This window comes from Simkania negevensis Z (assembly GCF_000237205.1).
In the GTDB taxonomy this organism is placed as follows: Bacteria; Chlamydiota; Chlamydiia; order Chlamydiales; family Simkaniaceae; genus Simkania; species Simkania negevensis.
Genome location: NC_015713.1, coordinates 2,278,067 through 2,294,689, shown reverse-complemented (window position 1 = coordinate 2,294,689; position 16,623 = coordinate 2,278,067). Strand labels below are relative to the sequence as shown.

At 42.6% G+C, this 16,623-nt stretch carries 16 protein-coding genes; 6 read left to right on the top strand and 10 right to left on the bottom strand.

Annotated elements, in window-relative coordinates:
- Nucleotides 1-184 precede the first annotated feature (184 nt).
- Genes SNE_RS11185 through SNE_RS11165 form a run of 5 tightly spaced genes read right to left on the bottom strand, consistent with a single transcriptional unit; the run spans nucleotide 185 to nucleotide 3,868 of the window.
- Nucleotides 185-1,381, bottom strand: coding sequence for a phosphoglycerate kinase (locus tag SNE_RS11185; RefSeq protein WP_013944553.1), 1,197 nt, complete (start codon nucleotides 1,379-1,381; stop codon nucleotides 185-187).
- Complete coding sequence (locus SNE_RS11180) at nucleotides 1,378-2,127, bottom strand: putative quorum-sensing-regulated virulence factor (protein WP_013944552.1); 750 nt, start codon at nucleotides 2,125-2,127, stop codon at nucleotides 1,378-1,380. Before SNE_RS11180 ends, SNE_RS11185 begins: the two co-directional genes overlap by 4 nt.
- The gene (yihA, locus tag SNE_RS11175) at nucleotides 2,118-2,729 is read right to left on the bottom strand and encodes a ribosome biogenesis GTP-binding protein YihA/YsxC (protein ID WP_041419504.1); all 612 of its coding nucleotides are present in this window, start codon (nucleotides 2,727-2,729) and stop codon (nucleotides 2,118-2,120) included. Before yihA ends, SNE_RS11180 begins: the two co-directional genes overlap by 10 nt.
- Nucleotides 2,722-3,192 (bottom strand): tRNA (adenosine(37)-N6)-threonylcarbamoyltransferase complex ATPase subunit type 1 TsaE, encoded by a 471-nt coding sequence (tsaE, locus tag SNE_RS11170; protein WP_231919510.1) that lies wholly within the window; start codon nucleotides 3,190-3,192, stop codon nucleotides 2,722-2,724. The genes yihA and tsaE overlap by 8 nt, the downstream gene beginning before the upstream one ends.
- Entirely contained in the window at nucleotides 3,143-3,868 is a 726-nt protein-coding gene (locus tag SNE_RS11165; protein ID WP_013944549.1) for a DUF2709 domain-containing protein, read from the bottom strand. The genes tsaE and SNE_RS11165 overlap by 50 nt, the downstream gene beginning before the upstream one ends.
- A 139-nt stretch (nucleotides 3,869-4,007) precedes the next feature.
- Here SNE_RS11165 and SNE_RS11160 point away from each other — a divergent pair, with 139 nt between their 5' ends.
- The 3 genes from SNE_RS11160 to argS all read left to right on the top strand — a co-directional run bounded on the left by SNE_RS11160 (nucleotide 4,008) and on the right by argS (nucleotide 8,100).
- Complete coding sequence (locus SNE_RS11160; protein ID WP_041419093.1) at nucleotides 4,008-5,090, top strand: Glu/Leu/Phe/Val family dehydrogenase; 1,083 nt, start codon at nucleotides 4,008-4,010, stop codon at nucleotides 5,088-5,090.
- A gap of 61 nt (nucleotides 5,091-5,151) precedes the next feature.
- The gene (locus SNE_RS11155) at nucleotides 5,152-6,171 is read left to right on the top strand and encodes a hypothetical protein (RefSeq protein WP_148259016.1); all 1,020 of its coding nucleotides are present in this window, start codon (nucleotides 5,152-5,154) and stop codon (nucleotides 6,169-6,171) included.
- Nucleotides 6,172-6,345: 174 nt separating this feature from the next.
- Nucleotides 6,346-8,100 (top strand): arginine--tRNA ligase, encoded by a 1,755-nt coding sequence (argS, locus tag SNE_RS11150; RefSeq protein ID WP_013944546.1) that lies wholly within the window; start codon nucleotides 6,346-6,348, stop codon nucleotides 8,098-8,100.
- On the opposite strand, the gene SNE_RS11145 is transcribed toward argS, so the two are convergent.
- Nucleotides 8,036-9,052, bottom strand: a complete 1,017-nt coding sequence (locus SNE_RS11145) for a KamA family radical SAM protein (RefSeq protein WP_013944545.1) — start codon at nucleotides 9,050-9,052, stop codon at nucleotides 8,036-8,038. The two genes, argS and SNE_RS11145, sit on opposite strands and share 65 nt — an antisense overlap.
- 126 nt (nucleotides 9,053-9,178) lie before the next feature.
- On the opposite strand from SNE_RS11145, the gene SNE_RS11140 reads away from it, so the two are divergent.
- On the top strand, nucleotides 9,179-10,501 hold the full coding sequence (locus tag SNE_RS11140; RefSeq protein ID WP_013944544.1) for a poly(ADP-ribose) glycohydrolase: 1,323 nt from the start codon (nucleotides 9,179-9,181) through the stop codon (nucleotides 10,499-10,501).
- Here SNE_RS11140 and murA read toward each other — a convergent pair.
- Together murA and SNE_RS11130 are read right to left on the bottom strand one after the other, a co-directional pair.
- Nucleotides 10,487-11,845 carry a UDP-N-acetylglucosamine 1-carboxyvinyltransferase gene (gene murA, locus SNE_RS11135; protein WP_013944543.1) on the bottom strand — a complete coding sequence of 453 codons (1,359 nt, stop codon included), beginning with the start codon at nucleotides 11,843-11,845 and terminating at the stop codon, nucleotides 10,487-10,489. The genes SNE_RS11140 and murA overlap by 15 nt on opposite strands.
- Entirely contained in the window at nucleotides 11,832-12,887 is a 1,056-nt protein-coding gene (locus SNE_RS11130) for a hypothetical protein (RefSeq protein WP_013944542.1), read from the bottom strand. Before SNE_RS11130 ends, murA begins: the two co-directional genes overlap by 14 nt.
- Nucleotides 12,888-13,247: 360 nt before the next feature.
- On the opposite strand from SNE_RS11130, the gene ispF reads away from it, so the two are divergent.
- Nucleotides 13,248-13,727: a 2-C-methyl-D-erythritol 2,4-cyclodiphosphate synthase gene (gene ispF, locus SNE_RS11125; protein WP_013944541.1), complete on the top strand. Its 480-nt coding sequence runs from the start codon at nucleotides 13,248-13,250 to the stop codon at nucleotides 13,725-13,727.
- Here ispF and SNE_RS11120 read toward each other — a convergent pair.
- Nucleotides 13,721-14,830, bottom strand: coding sequence for a diflavin oxidoreductase (locus tag SNE_RS11120; RefSeq protein WP_013944540.1), 1,110 nt, complete (start codon nucleotides 14,828-14,830; stop codon nucleotides 13,721-13,723). The two genes, ispF and SNE_RS11120, sit on opposite strands and share 7 nt — an antisense overlap.
- A 51-nt stretch (nucleotides 14,831-14,881) precedes the next feature.
- On the opposite strand from SNE_RS11120, the gene SNE_RS13490 reads away from it, so the two are divergent.
- On the top strand, nucleotides 14,882-15,007 hold the full coding sequence (locus tag SNE_RS13490; protein WP_013944539.1) for a hypothetical protein: 126 nt from the start codon (nucleotides 14,882-14,884) through the stop codon (nucleotides 15,005-15,007).
- On the opposite strand, the gene gltX is transcribed toward SNE_RS13490, so the two are convergent.
- Nucleotides 15,004-16,512 carry a glutamate--tRNA ligase gene (gene gltX / locus SNE_RS11115; protein WP_013944538.1) on the bottom strand — a complete coding sequence of 503 codons (1,509 nt, stop codon included), beginning with the start codon at nucleotides 16,510-16,512 and terminating at the stop codon, nucleotides 15,004-15,006. The genes SNE_RS13490 and gltX overlap by 4 nt on opposite strands.
- Between the last annotated feature and the right edge of the window lie 111 nt (nucleotides 16,513-16,623).

Genomic DNA, 16,623 nt, shown 5'->3' with positions numbered 1-16,623 from the left:
GTATGCGGGCGAGTATAATGATAAAATGGAGGAGAGACTTCTAACTTGGCGAGAGGTTAGTTGCTCGGATTGCACAACGGCCCTCGTCTAAGAAATTTTTGAGTCATTTGTGAGGCTTGCCTCGCGAAAAACGCCTTGTATCATTTGCCTCTCATTATAGCAGGTGTGGCATATTATACAACAACTAACGATCGGTTAGAGCATCTAATCCAGGAAGATGGCCAAATTCAATGAACTCTAGAGCGGCTCCTCCTCCGGAAGAGACGTGTGTAAAACTTTTTTGAAGCCCCATCGCATTAATTGCAGCCACTGAATCACCCCCTCCGACGACTACAGTAGAGCCGATATCGGCAAGCATGACTGCAAGGGAGTGAGTTCCTTCTGCAAAGTGGGAAAATTCAAAGACTCCCATGGGGCCATTCCAAAAAATTGTTGAACCTTGTTTTAGCACTTTTTTCCAATGTTCGATGGTATCGGGGCCAATATCCATTCCGCGCCAAGTAGCGGGGATACCTTCTTTTGCACTGGCGATTTGCCTTTTGGCATCATTAGAAAACTCTGCAGCAATGATGTAATCGGTTGGAAAATAAACTTGAATTGCTTTTTCTGCGCATGTTTTGAGAAAGTTTTGGGCTGTTTCAAGATGTTCATCTTCGCAAAGTGAATCGCCGATAGAAAGTCCTTGCGATTTCATAAATGTAAACGCCATCCCTCCTCCGATAAAAATTGCATCGATTGTATCGGTCAAGGCTTGAAGAACTCCGATTTTTGTTCCCACTTTTGCTCCCCCAATGATGGCATAGAAAGGCCTCTTAGGATTGCGTATCAGTTTTGAAAAAAATGACACTTCTTTTTCCATCAAAAAGCCAAGTGCATTTTTTTCAGGAAAATGATGAGCTAAAAGAGCTGTTGATGTGTGTTTTCGATGAGCTGCTCCAAATGCATCGTTTACGTAAACATTGCCAAGTTTTGCTAAGTTTTTTTCAAACTCAGGATCTTTTTCAGGGTGTTCTTCTCCCATATAAAAACGTACATTTTCGAGAAGGAGAACGTCTCCATTTTGCATTTGATCGACCATCTTTTCGACTTCTGGCCCTGTGCAATCTGGCGCTAAGGGAACAGGTTTCCCAAGAAGTTTGGAGAGATAATCTGCAATGGGTTTTAGGGAAAGTTTGGGATCTTTTTTCCCATTTGGGCGTTTGAAATGGCTGATGAGAATGAGTCGGCCTCCCTGATTGATCACATATTCGATGGAAGGGAGTGCAAGTTGGATGCGGGTATCATCTCTCACTGAGCCATCTTCATCAATGGGGACATTAAAGTCGACTCGCATGAGAATTTTTTGTCCTTTGAGCTTCAAATCTTGTAGAGAATACTTCATAAACTGCTAAAGGGGTTGCTTGCTTGACCAAAAGATTTCCCCGTTTTTCTTTTTTTCAATTCGGTGCGCACAGAAAAGAGTAAGTCTTGATCGAAGTTTTGCTTTGCTGCCCATTGGAGGTATTCAGATGGGATTTCTTTGAAAGAGCGCCCTTTGTGTTTTCCAAGAGGCATTGCTTTAAGCTGAATCGGTCGTTCAAGTCGTTTTAGAATTTCTTCGGTTGTCTTAAATTTGCTACAAAGATGTTTGAAGACTTCGATGTTAACATGGACATCGTTCATTGCTCGATGCGCTCCATGAGGTTTAATATTGAAATGGGACCGAAGCATTTCAAGTGAATTGGTTGGGCTTTCACCATACAGTCTTGCCAGGCGGAGGGTATCGATAAAAGGGAGTTTCGACAATTTAGAAGGAATGCGAAACTTTTGCGCTGCAGCTTCGACAATGGCGATATCAAACGGGATGCCATGTCCAATGATCACGTGCCCGGAGAAAAATTCAAGGTATTCTGCTAAGACATCTTGAATCTTGGGTTTTCCTTGCACCATTTCGTCTGTAATATGATGGATTTCGATCGTGTGTTGTGGAATGGGACATGCAGGATCAATCAAGTCTTCACGAGACTCAATAATCTGATTAAATGTGAACTTTGCTGCGGCAATTTCAATGATCTCATCTATTCTTGGATCAAGACCTGTTGCTTCGCAGTCAAAGCAGACAAATGTATCTTCTTGTATTAGCCCCATAGTTCTTTATTGATCACTTCAATTAATTGGTGCTTGCATTTACCTTCTTTAACAGAATAGTGGACATAAGGCAATCCACTCAAGCTTTTCTCGCGTCTTAACGTCATTATGATAGCTTCAGTTTGCTTGATTTTTTCGTTTTCTTTGAGTTTATCAGTTTTTGTGAGTACTAAAATCACTGAGAGCCCTTGAAAGTACGCCCATTCGAGAAAGGCTAAATCATCTTCATTGGGAGTTCGTCTAATGTCGAGCAAAAATAAGAGAAGTTTGAGAGAGCCCCGTTGATTGAGGTAGTTTTCTAAATGAATGGCCCAGTTTTGCTTAGTTGTTTTGTCTACTTTTGCATAGCCGTAACCAGGGAGGTCAACTAGTAAAAGAGTTTCATCGATGAGAAAATAGTTGATCCGTTGTGTTTTTCCAGGTTTTGATGAGACTTTGGCAAGCGATTTGCTTTGCATCAGATGGTTGAGCAGTGAAGACTTTCCAACGTTTGATCGTCCAACTATAGCCATTTCGGGGAGGGGATTTCCTTGGGCATTTTGCAAGCTCGGACACTCGGCTTCTTTCAGTGCCGAGGTAAGAAAGCGGGCCTGTTTAAACATGATTTTTTTCATAAAAAGTGAAAATCCGATTGTTTTCATCCTGATGCTTGATCTCAATACGGTGTGCATGCTCAGGTAAAATGGGGTCGATTCTCTCGGCCCACTCAATCAGACAAATGCCTCCTGCATCAAAAAATTCATCAAAGCCTCTTTCTAGAAAATCAGTTGCATTTTCAAGTCGATAGAGATCGAAGTGATAAACTAGGCCTGTCCCTTTGTAGATGTGAAGGTAAGTGAAAGTAGGGCTGCTCACTTCATGTGGGTCAATTCCCGTTAACTCTGCTGCAAGTGATTTGATAAGGGTGGTTTTACCGGCTCCAAGATCTCCAAAAAAAGCAACAATCGCTCCTGGTGCTAAGTCTTTGGCAATGCTGCGTCCTATCTCTGCCGTTTCTTCTAGAGAAGAGCTAAATTTACTTATTTTCTTCGACCCAGCGCTCAACATGTGTTGAAAACTCATCATGTTCACTCATCGCTTCTACGAAAGCTGTAATCTTAGATTCATCGAGTTGCTCTTCGATGAAGCTCAAGAAATGGGTTTCGATTTGGAAGCGGTTTTGACTGGGGACGTCAAGTAAGGGCATAGGTTTGAGTTGATTTGTTTCAAAGTCCTCAATCACAGCCTTTTTGCTGTTAAACAGCTTCCCTGTCAAACCTGAAGAAAAGACGATTTTCGTAATCGGTTCTTTCCGTTTTTGTATGTAGTTTTTGATCACTTCTGGGTCTTCAGAGACAAAAAAACGTTTTACGCGCATCCCTTCGATGCGTTCTGTATTTTCAGGACACTTAGAAACCCAGTCATAGATGGCATCTTGTGGATTGGGATGAGTGTTATCTCCAAATACCTTTCCAGTGAAAGGACAGATGTAAATTTTCTTGGTTCCTTCATTGACGGCAGGCGTTCCAACTTGAATTTTAATCTCAGTCTCACGCCAGAGCTTGCCTTCTTCTTCGGCTTTTTTTAAAATTTCTTCTTTACTTTGATAAATTGTCTTTTCACGAAGAAATAAAACAGGCTGAATATTATATTTCTTTTCTAAGAAAAAGAAATAAGTTGTTAATAAATCGGCCTTTTTATTGTTCTTTAAAAAGTCAGCCAATAAGTCTTTTAAACTTTTCGTAATGACAGAGCTTGCCATCTGCAAATCCTACTATTTTTGGAGAGATGAGCTTATCTGATTCATCTATTATATCGCAACACAAAGATATTCTTTGAGATTTAGTTTTTTTGCTTTTTCTTGGTATGCTTTTGGGCAAATTTTAGCTGGAGACAGATGTATGGGGATTCTGGAAGAGGTGCTCGAGGTACCGGGCTATGAAAAAGTTGTCAAGGTTGAGGATTCTTCCTCGGGATTGCAGGCAATCATTGCAATTCACAACACCACACTCGGACCAGCGCTTGGTGGAACACGTATCTATCCCTATCAAAAATTTGATGAGGCTTTGACGGATGTTCTTCGCCTTTCTAAAGGAATGACTTATAAATCGGCGATTGCTCAAACCGGGCTTGGCGGAGGGAAAAGCGTCATCATTGCAGATTCCAAGACTCAAAAGACTCCAAAGCTACTTCAATCATTTGGCCGGGCGGTTGACCGTTTGAAAGGGCAGTATGTTTGTGCAGAAGATATTGGGTGTGGTCTTGAAGATTGCATGTTGATCCGTCAGACAACACCCTATGTTTGTGGTCTTAAGCACGAAATGGGAAGTGGCAACCCCGCTCCCTATACAGCTTGGGGAGTGTTTCGAGGAATCCAAGCAACCGCGAATCGGCTTTTTGGAACAGATTCTCTTGAGGGGAAGACTGTGGCGATTCAAGGAGTTGGAAGTGTCGGAACTTATCTCATGGAATATCTTTTTTGGGCTGGAGCGCATTTGATCGTCACCGATATCGATTTGGAAAAAGCAAAGCAAGTTGCCCGTCAATACCGTGCAAAAATTGTCGAACCTCATGAGATTCTCGAAATTCCTTGTGACATCTTAGCACCTTGCGCAATGGGAGGGATCATCAATGAGAAGACGATTCCAAAACTTCAATGTCGTGCTGTTGTAGGCGCTAGTAATAACCAGCTCCTAAAAGAATCAGATGCAAGATTACTCGCAGCCCGTGGAATTCTTTACGCTCCTGATTTTGTCGTTAATGCAGGAGGGCTTGTTAATGTCCTTTGTGAACTCTCTCCTAAAGGGTATGATGCTGTCCGTTCACGTGATAAGGTCAATCAGATTTACCGTCAACTCCTCACCATCTACGAAATTGCCGATCAAAACAATTTCTCTACGCATGAAGCAGCAGTGGCTTTAGCAGACTACCGCTTAAAATATGGGATCGGCAAACGAGAGCAAGACCTTTACTTTCATGAATAATCACTGGCGAAAAAATCGTTGCTGTTATTAGGATGGCTCTTAAAAAAAATCGGGTGAGCCGATGAGAACATTCAAGATTTTCTTGATGATATGCATGCTGCTCATTGCAAGTAGTTGTGAACGCGGACAGAACGGGGAGCACCCGACCCTCTATAATGACTCAGCTCAAAATACCCTCCATCGAGAGCTTTTACTGAACATCGTTAGATTGCGTTACAGCGAACCTCCTTTTTTTGTGGTGCATAACACCGTTGTAGATCATCGGAGCGCTCTCAGCAAATTTTCTCATTTCGTCAAGTCAGCCGTTAATGGTGCAACGAAAATTCCAACGGGAGTCGAGACTTATCCCGAATTGAGTCGTTTCAACTTTTCTCAGCAATTCATGGCCCCTATTGAAGTAGAAGTGATTGAGAAGCTTATCAACCATGGGTGGGGTGTTGGACAGGTTTTCCGCATTCTCGTCAAACGGCTTGGAAGTCATATCAATGTGGAAAGTCGATCAGGGCCTATCCCTCGTTTTGCCCCCAAGTTTAAGGATTTTCTCACTCTTGCGGGGTTACTTCAAGAAGCTCATATTCAAAGACAGGTTGAAGTCAAAGCCTTACTCAAGGAAAAGGAAACAGCTGAAGGAGAGTCGAAATCCACAGCTATTTATGAAAAAGTTTTGCAGTTAACACTGCCCCCAAGCACAGAAGAAACCGATCGGCTCGCCGATTTTCTTAAGATCACAAAAAAGAAACGGACGCCCTATCAGTTTACCCTTGTCCATAATGTAGAATCGGGAATTTATACCCGTTCTCTCCTCGAATGCTTGCAATATTTGAGCTTAGGAGTTCAAATTCCACCTAAGGATCTCGAGTTACAAGCACTCATCGTCACAGCTGATGAAGAAGGGGTCCCTTTTGATTGGACGCAAGTGGTAGGAGACTTGATCACGATTCGATGGAGCAAAAGCTATCCTGAAAATGCCTTTGTTGCAGTGAGTCATCACGGGTATTGGTTTTACCTCGATGAAGCAGATCTTGAATCCAAGAGAACCTTTTCACTGCTCCAGTATATCTTCCTCCACCAAGTTTCGTAGCATTCTTGACAATTTAGAGCTGCCCCAAGCAGAATAGCTTATACTATTTATCAAAAATAACTTAGTGAATATAGCTTGATTTTTTTGAGGTATCATTTCCCTCGAAAACCTCAGCACTGATTCTGTAATTTATTTTTGATAAATGGTATTACGATTAAGTAAGAATAGAGGGTCATGGAAAATCTTTCAACAGAGCTCCAAAATCAAGCAACTAAAATTCTCAAGCAGTGCTTCCCTGATGAAGACATTTCGTCATGTCTTCCGGCAGACATAACACCTAGCACGCAGGACAAGTTTGGTCACTATCAATGCAATTCGGCAATGAAGCTGGGTAAAATTCTCAAAACAAATCCACGCAATGTCGCATTGCAAATTCTTGAGAAATGGGAAGGGCTAAAAGATGGAATGATCGACTCTTTTGAAATAGCGGGTCCTGGATTTATCAACATCACTTTGACAGACACCTTTTTGTCGAAAGAACTTACAGCTGTGATTGCTGATGAGCGATTAGGTGTGCCACCGCTTAAAGAAAAGAAGAAAATCATTGTCGAATTCTCTTCGCCAAATGTAGCAAAAGAACTTCATGTGGGTCACCTTAGATCTACTGTCATTGGTGATGCCTTAGCCCGCCTATTTGAGTTTTTAGGTCATGATGTGCTCAGACTCAATCATATTGGAGATTGGGGAACACAATTTGGGATGCTCATTACCTATTTGAAAGAGCAGCATGCAGGAGTGTTATCTAATGACGAAAAAGCTGACCTTCCGTCGCTTATGAACTGGTACCGTGAGTCGAAGAAATGCTTTGATGCGGATCCTGAATTTAAAAAACGGGCACAACTTCAAGTCGTTGAATTGCAAAGTGGAGAGCCAGCCGCTCTTGCAGCTTGGGAAAAGATTTGTGAAATTTCTAGGCTTGGGTTTCAAGAAATTTACGACTTTTTAGATGTTAAACTCGTCGAGCGGGGCGAGTCTTTTTACAACCCCAAACTGTCTCAAGTGATTAAAGATTATGAAGCCAAAGGACTCATTGAAGTTTCAGATGGAGCGAAGTGCGTTTTCCTTGAGGGATTTACTGCAAAAGATGATAAGCCTCTCCCCATGATTTTGCAAAAGTCGGACGGGGGATACAATTATGCGACAACTGATGCTGCAGCGGTGCATCATCGTGTGACCGAAGAAAAAGCTGATCGGATCATCTATGTTGTTGACGCAGGACAGCAACTCCATTTTCAAATGGTTTTTCAAGGCGCTGCAAAAGCGGGATATTACGATCCGGCAAAAGTGCAGCTCGAGCATGTGGCTTTTGGAGTGGTTCTCGGCCCCGATGGAAAAAAATTCAAAACCCGTTCAGGTGAAACTGAAAAGCTCATCGATTTACTCCAAAAAGCTGTTGATTATGCGAAAAAGATTTTGCAAGAGCGATTGGAGGATGCGACCCCAAAAGAAATAGAGGAGCTTGCACATACTCTGGGAGTCGATGCGGTGAAATATGCTGATCTTTCTTGTCACCGTGTGAAGGATTACGTGTTTAGTTATGACAGAATGCTGAAGTTTGAAGGGAATACAGCAGCATTTCTCCTCTATGCATATGTGCGCATTCAGGGAATTAAACGGAAAGTTAGCAAAGATGTTGAAGCCGTTGTTCTCACTGCTCCTATTGTTTTGAAGCATCCGACTGAAGTTGCTTTAGGACTCCATTTGCGCCGCTTTGGGGAAACCCTTGAGTTAATGGATCGGGACCTTCTACCGAATCGGTTATCCGATTATCTCTACGAGCTGGCAGAAAAATTTCACGCTTTCTTTCGTGACTGTCGCGTTGAGGGAGTTCCCGAAGAAAACAGTCGCTTAGTTCTCTGTGAGCTCACTGCTCGCATTCTGAAAACGGGGTTGAACATTCTTGGGCTGAAGACAATGCCTCGTATGTAAGAGGAGTTTTGCTCTTTTGGTGGGGGACTTCTTGCACATATGTCGGAATAGCGTACCCAGGAAGCTCTTTGCGAAGCGCTTCAATCAATTGGAGCCCTTTTTCTCTTGAAACCTCAAAGTGGGCTGCGCCTTGAACGCGGTCGAGTTGATGCAAGTAATAGGGAACAATTCCACTTGCTGCAAGCTTTAAAAAGAGTTCTTTTAGGGTGGCAGTGTTGTCATTCACTTCTCGAATTAGCACCGTTTGAGTGAGGACCGGGATACCAAGTCTTTGAATCTTTTTCATTGCTTGAAGAACATCAGGATCAAGTTCACGAGGGTGGTTAGTATGAAGGAGGAAAAAGGTTTGTAGCCGGGTTTTTTCTAAGATGTCGAGAAAGGAGGAGGTGATCCGTTCAGGAATTCCTATGGGGAATCGGGTATGAAAGCGCAGTAGTTTGAGATGGGGAATTGTGGCTAATTTCTCTATGAGTGTTGCGAGTCTTTGATCGCTAAGTGAAAGGGGGTCCCCTCCACTAAGAATCACTTCGTGGATGGATGGATCGTTTTGAATGGCTTTAATTTCTCTTGAAAAATCAAGAGGGGGCTGATTGTAAGGGTAATTTTGTCGAAAGCAAAAGCGGCAGTGCATTGCGCAGGCACTGGTAGCAATGAGGAGGACTCGCCCCTCATATTTTTTCAGCAGACGCGGTGTTTTTTGGAAAGAGGTATCTTCGACAGGATCTGAGAGAAAGCCGGGAGAGGCGACGTTTTCCTTTTGGTGAGGAAAAAACTGAAGAAGAATGGGGTCGTTTAAGGTCTTTTTCTCAATTTTTTCCGCAAGACGTCTAGGCAAATTTAAGGGGAAATAGGGGTGCGAAAAAAAAGACTTGTCAAGATCAAGTTTTAAGAATTCTGCTAAAGATTTCCAATGTCTAAAATTGTTTTTTTGAATTTGACGCCACTGTTCCAAAAAAGTATCTCTTTTCGTTGTTAAAATGGGAGATAATCTTAGCCTAAGCCACCTACGACAGTCAATAACTTGATTTCAATGGAATTTTTCTTTAAACTTTCATCTTTCAAATTTGGGTAAAATAAAATGGGGACCGTTCAAACAAATTATTTTGTTACCAACGAATATTTGCTAAATGAAAAGTCGTATTTTCGTGAAGCCCTTGACTTGGTAACGTTGCCTGTGCGAGCGTTCTTGAACGGTCATGTGGTAGATCTCAGAGGAACTTCTGTAGCTCTAAAACGGAACGTTTTTGATTTCTCAAAGACGATTGCAAATCCCAATTTAGCACTCTTAGTGTCACGTGTGCTTCGGTTTGCGGTATTTGTACTATTTGCTTATTTTTACCGTTTTTCTCTTGTTTCTTCTGGTTTGCTCTGTCTTAAGCATTTGATCGAATCAAGCTCGATTGAAAATCAAATCCGCTCTATGGAACAAAAAAGCGAAGGCCCTGAATTTTCTAAAGAAGTCCGCTCAATCACCTTAGATACAACAGGACTTGAAAAACCCGAAAAGCTCCATTCTCATAAGAGTGCGATTTATGACAAAATGAAAGGGGGAAAAAGTTGGATTGAAGATACCAATATTCGTTTAACAATTTATCCTTTCAAAAGAGATGGTGTGAAGCAGTTGCTAATTTTCTCGAATAAGTGTGGAGAAATTAAAGTACATGAAGGGTTTTTCTCTTATCCTAATGCGAAAGAATTGCAAGAAGAGTGGACTGCGAATTTTTCCACGCCACAGCTTTTTTCAAAGTGTTTAGATGGGGATTTGACCCAAGATGAATTGCAAGTGATGGAGCATCCTGGCCTTTACCACATCAAACGAAAGATAGATGAAAAGCCAGAAATAGGCACTCTAAAAGAAGATGAAATTGCTCTCATCACAGGAGCAAAACGACGTGGGGCTTTTCTTGCGAATTACTGCTATGGGAAACGGTTTGCATCAAGATCTACAGATGATGTCCAAGGGTATGCATTTAAACTAGACGAAGCAGAAAGTCGCATTTTTTGCATGTCTGCTCCTAAAGTTTTACCAGAGCAAGTTGGGAAACCTTATAAAAAGGAAGACCTTGAAGCCCTTTTCTACAGATCTTATCATGCATTTTCAAAGATTAAAGCATTGGCAAAGCCTCAAAGAATCCGGATTCATACAGGGAATTGGGGTTGTGGATCATCTGGGCACAATCCGCGTGTTGTTGCTTTGATGCAAGTGGCCGCAGCTCATTTAGCAGGGGTAGATGTCCTTGAATATTATCCTTTAGAGGCAAAAAAGGATTGGCAGATAGCCATTTACTACTATGAGTCGCTGAAACCAGGCTTTTCAAGCTGGACAGTGGATGAATTTTTAACGGATATGGCGATGCGTGCACAGGACCGAGGATTTGTTTACAAGTCACACAGAGATTAAAGCTTCTTCTGTTGCAGGAATCCCCACACGCTCGATGTTTGCGCCAAGCGATTGCAATTTTGTTTCGAGGTTTTCATACCCTCGATCGAGATACCTTAGTCCTGTAAGAGTGCTGGGCTCTGGTGCTAAAAGTGCTGCCATAACATAGGCAAATCCAGCGCGCAAATCGGGAACTTCGATTTCTTTGCCAACAAAAGGTGTAGGACCTTTGACAATCAGGCTATGTTCATAGTTTTGTGCGCCAAAACGGCACGGGCGGCCTCCTAAGCATTGCGTGAAGAGTTCCACGTCGGCTCCCATTTCTTTCAGCGTTTTGATGTAGCCAAATCGATTTTCGTAAACTGTTTCATGGACAACAGAGCTTCCAGAAGCTTGGGTTAAGAGAATCACAAAAGGCTGTTGCCAATCGGTGAGAAATCCTGGATGGACGTCTGTTTCTAAGTGAAGACCTCCTTTAAGAGGTCCTTGGTGGTAAAACTCGATTCCGTCGCTTTTAACTGAAAAGCCACCATTAATTCTCCGAAGCTTATTGAGAAAAGTGATCATGTGTTCTTGCTTTGCCCCTTTGACGAATACGCGTCCTTTTGTGCTGATGGCAGCCATCCCAAAAGAAGCTGCTTCGATACGGTCGGTAATCACAGAATGTTCCACTTCATAAAAGTGTTTCGCTTCTTCGATATAAATTTTGCGGTTCACATCAACATGAATCACTGCTCCAAGCTTTTGAAGAAAAAGAATCAAGTCGATCACTTCAGGTTCCATCGCTCCATTCTCGATCACGGTTTTACCTTTGGCGCGGCAAGCTGCCAAAATGGCATTTTCTGTTGCCATGACAGACGGATAAGGAAGTTTGATTCGGGTTCCCTTAAGACCATCAGGGGCATGAGCAAAATACGCTCTGTCTTTTTTAATCATACGGTCTTCGACAGTTGCCCCGAGCGCTTCTAAAGCCATGATATGAAAATCGACAGGACGCTTTCCAATTTTACATCCTCCAACGGTGGGAACGATGATATTTTCGCGAGTTCTACCGAGAAGAGCCCCCATTGTCAGAATAGGAATCCGATTGGCGCCTGAAAAATGCATGGGGATGTAGGATGACTTGATTTCCTTTGTGACTACTTCTATAGTGCCGGCTTCCCGATCCCATGCAACTTCCATCCCAATTTCTTTGCATAGATTCACTGTTGTTTCCACTTCGGAAATATCGGGGACATTAGAAAAAATACACCGCTTGTCGGAAAGAAGAGAAGCCACAAGCATTTTCGTGATGGCATTTTTTGCCCCTGCTGCTTTCACTTCACCTTTGAGTGGCTGACCGCCGATAATCTTAAACGCTTCCATATTCATTTAATATATCAGCTTTGAGTTGTTTTCGAAAGGAGATCTTTTCATCGCCTTCGAGAAAAAGTTCGTGAGGTAGAAGTCCTGGTCCTGCTTCGGAGACATAACTAAGTGAAAGAAAGGGAGCCTTTTTTTTCTCACGCATGATAAGAGTGAGCCATCCCATGGTTTTACGGACATTGAATTCAACAATGGGATGAAGCAATTCATCCATTTCAGTTGGGTGGCGGTAGACCATTGCATCAATTCCAAGAGGGCCGAAGTAACCTTCTTTCGCAAGATGTGCAAGAGGCATTTTGACCATTTCAAGGTGGTCTTTCAAGAAGCGGTAATACATTCCAAAAAGCGCTTCTTCTTCTCCTGCAATTGTCCGTTCATACTGTCCATTTGCCTTGTTTTCCATAATGGTAGCGCCGAGATAGGAGGCTTTGCCTTCTTTTGAAATCATCCATTGTGTGCTAAAGTCCAAGAGCCGTTGAACCCAAGGTTCACCAATCAATGCGTGTCCTTTTTCAAAGGTTTTAATCACGTTTTTACGCGCCCTTTCAAAGTCTTCAGAAGTTGCCAAAAGAAAACGTCCCCTGCCTGCTAATCCATAGCACGTTTTAAGAACTTTGGGGTAAGTTCCTCCTTTCAACCATTTCTCAACTTCTGTAAGTGTGTGGAAGAGTTTTGCTCCTGGTAGATTGGGACTATGTGTGAAGGAAAAGACTTTAGACGCTACATCTCTCACAATAGGAAAAGGAGGTGGCTCATAAATCGCACCCACCTTTTCAGCCCAAGTTTTTGCCGTTTGGGACCATCCCCATGTTTCAAGTTTGTCATTAGCAAAGTCGGTTTCAGCAATAAGTTTGAGGTTGGGAGTGGGTTTTTGGGGGAGGTGGGTGACGAGGATATCGTCGGTTGCATCTGCATAGAGAAGAGGGAGAAATTGGAGCTGCAAGAAGTTAGGGTGAACCAAAAAAGCCTGCTTAAAAGGGAGGGTTGAGCGAGTTTTGAGTTCCCACTCGAAATTGACATTTCCAATGTGCAACTTTTTCATATGATCACTAGGACTCGACTTTGTATTTTTTCGTTTATATACTCGTTCTAATTGAAAATTGGAGATTTGACGGCGTCAGCTTTAACTCACAATTTTCATTCTCACTCGCGCCAAGGCCTCTTCGGCAATGGTTGCTTATTCCGAATGAAAATATTGAGGAGCATCCTTGTCAAATTCTCTAAGTTTCAAGTGTCACGAGTATATATAGCGCCTCTACCTATGAATTTCACGAAAAAATGTAAAGTTTGTAAGAGGACTTTCCTAATCCTTCTATCTAGAGTCCAATCGAAAACCTTGCTTTTTTAGAATCGATTAAATCTACTCGCTAAAAATTGTGCAAAGTCGAGTATAATTGATCACATGAAATTTCGAGCAGGAATAGGACAAGATAGTCACCGATTTCTCCCTGATGGAGCAAATAAAAAATGCATCATTGCAGGTCTTGTTTTTGAAGATGCTCCGGGGATGGATGCTGATTCTGATGGGGATGTGGTGTTTCATGCTATTTGCAACGCCATCACGTCGCTCACACATGTGCCCATCTTAGGCAGGATAGCAATTGATCTTTGCCACAAACAAGGCATCACAGATAGCCGTGTTTATTTAGAAAAAGCCCTTGCAACGCTCGATGGGCAAAAGATCGAACATATTGCTTTAACAATTGAAGGGAAACGGCCTAAATTTCAAAAACGGAGCGAAGAAATACGTCAAAATGTTGCTGAAGTCGTAAAGCTGGAGCTTGATCAAGTGGGTATCACGTTTACTTCAGGCGATGGACTCACCTCATTTGGAAAAGGTGAGGGGCTCATGTGCTATGCAGTGGTTACAACGTTTCAGTAGACGTCGAGAAGTAACCGTTTTTCTTGGCGCATCTTTCGAATAAAATCCTTAGCTTCCTCATCAGAAAGCTTTCCTTTTTCTGCCACAATGTCATGCAGAGTTGCTGTGACATCTTTCGCCATGTGGCGTGCGTCACCACAAATGTAGATATGAGAGCCATCTTGGATCCATGCCCAGATATCGGTCGCGTGTTTTTGGATGAGATGTTGAACGTAGACTTTTTCTTGCTGGTCACGTGAAAATGCGCAATCAAGACGTAAGAAGCCTGCTTCTTCAAGTTCGGTGAAGAAGTCTTCGTAGTAAAAGTCATAAGCACGCATTCTCTCTCCAAAAAAGAGCCAATTTTTTCCAGAAGCTTTTTGTCTTAGCCGCTCTTGCAAAAAGGCGCGGTAGGGAGCAACTCCCGTTCCAGGACCTATCATGATCAGCGAAGTATTTTTGTCTTTTGGAACTTTAAATGTTGTATTTGGGTGGTGGTACGAAGGAATGACAGTTTCTCCAATTTGTGCTTGATCACAGAGAAAGTGACTACCTAGACCCCAACGCATTTTGCCTCCTTGCTTATATTGAAAGGTGACAACTAAAAGATCAACCGAGTCTGGAGTTTCTCTCTGAGAGGAAGCAATTGAATAAAAGCGAGGAAGCATGGGAGAAATATAGGAGACAAGTTCTTGCAACGAAATATTTGGGGTTGGCTGCTGAGTCAACAGATCCTCAAGATCATGATGCTCAAGGAACTCTTTGCGGGCTTCCTTATCTTCTGTTAGTTCATGCAAAGCAGGAAACTGTTTCAACATCGGCAACGTGATTCGAATCAGATTCGACTTCGCACATAAAAAGTGTTTAAGAGAAAAAGTTGCTTGGCTGCGCGGATCGACGACCTCTTCCTTCCCCGTTTTTTTTAGCGCTTCTAAAATCGAATCGACAATTGCAGGAGGGTTTTCAGGGAAAATACCAATGGCATCGCCAGGCTCGTAACATATTTGGGAAAGAGAAAGGTCGAGTTTCAAATGGTAGGTTTGTTTGCTAGAACCCTCTCGGTTTAAAAGGGTGCGTTCCAGCAATTTTGCAGGAAAAGGATTATTTTTATTGTACTCTGTCATTGACAAGGGCTCCTGACATTTTTTAAAAGAACTATAACAAAGGATAAAATCATGCGACTGCTATTGTTTTTACTACCGCTTATCATCTTATCCGGTTGTGGATCCAACGGCTACGACCGGCACTACATTGTTTCAGAAGCAATTGAAGAAATCCTTCCAGTTCCTGAAGAAGATTAATCTTGGCTCAGCCAAGATCTGCAATCTTTTGTTTCCCATTGATTCGTTAAAGTAGCCATCTTTTTATTGGAAATACCTCCCAAACACTCAATGGCATTTAAAATGCGTGCCCTTGTCCGGTCTTTGCCTAGAATATCGACCGAGTCAAAAAGAGGGGGGCCTTGATGACGCCCCGTGATGGTTGCAAACAAGAGGCGCATGATCACTTTTTTATGATTGACTCCAAAGGCTTCAGCAACTTCTCGTGAGGCCTTTTCAAATCCATCGCGTCCCCAATTTTCTCCGGCATCCATACTCCAAATCATGCATTGTAGCATCATGGCGCTCACTTCGGGAGAGACATTTTTCGGACAAAGAAGCTCATGCGTATGGGGAATGTGGTTCACAAAAAGAAAATCGCATAGTTCAATAAACTCTCCAAACGTCTTGATTCGAGTATGAATCAGAGGCATGAGTCGTTTCATCTTTTCATCCGAAAAGCCCCACTCCTGGATCTTGTTCCATAGCTGATTTTCTGGAATGGAGTTGATCAAATACTGCTGATTGATCCAGTCGAGCTTTTTCACATCAAAAAATGCTCCTGAAACGCCGATCCGATCTGACGAAAAATTCTTGATAATCTCTTCGAGCGAATAAATTTCTTGATCATCGGACATGCTATAACCCATAAGCGTCAAGAAATTGACAAAGGCTTCTGGCAAATATCCACTTTCCTTGTAGTAAAAAACTGAAGTTGGGTTTTTCCGCTTAGAGAGTTTTTTCCCATCTGCGCCTAATAGAAGGGGCATGTGCATGATCTTAGGACGCTCCCAGCCAAAGACATCATAAAGAAGCACATGTTTGGGAGTGGAGCTGATCCATTCGTCTCCACGAATAATATGAGTGATCTCCATTAAATGGTCATCGACAACGTTGGCTAAGTGATAAGTTGGAAATCCGTCAGATTTCAGTAGAATTTGGTCGTCGACATCGGCCCAGGGACAGGTGATTCGCCCTTTGATGAGATCATCATATTCACATTCCCCAGTTAGAGGAACTTTCAATCGAATCGTATAAGATTGCCCTTCACTTTCTCTCTTTTCGATCTCTTGAGGACTCAAATTGCGGTACCGCCTGTCATAGCCAGACCTTTGGCCTGTCTTGGCTGCTATTTCCCGCATTTCCTTGAGCTCTGCAGCGGTAGCAAAACACTTGTAAGCTTTACCCTCATCGAGCAGCTTTTGAACGTGCTTCTTGTAGATTTCTGTTCTTTCTGATTGACGATAAGGACCATAAGGGCCACCGATATCTGGTCCTTCATCCCATTGGATGCCAAGCCATTGAAGAGACTTAAAAATACTTTCTTCATATTCTATACGGCTACGAGTCCGGTCGGTATCTTCGATACGTAAAATGAATTTTCCCCCGTGATGGCGGGCGAAAATGAGGTTAAACAGAGCCATGTAGGGGGTTCCTACATGGGGGTCTCCTGTTGGAGAAGGAGCAATGCGTGTGCGAACTACCATAAAGCAATTTTTTTGATTCTAGAAATAGAAAATAATTGTCTCGGTTCAATCGATAGATTTCAAGTGAAAAAACAAGTTCCAAACTTGACGGATTGTGAAAGTTCCTTTTAC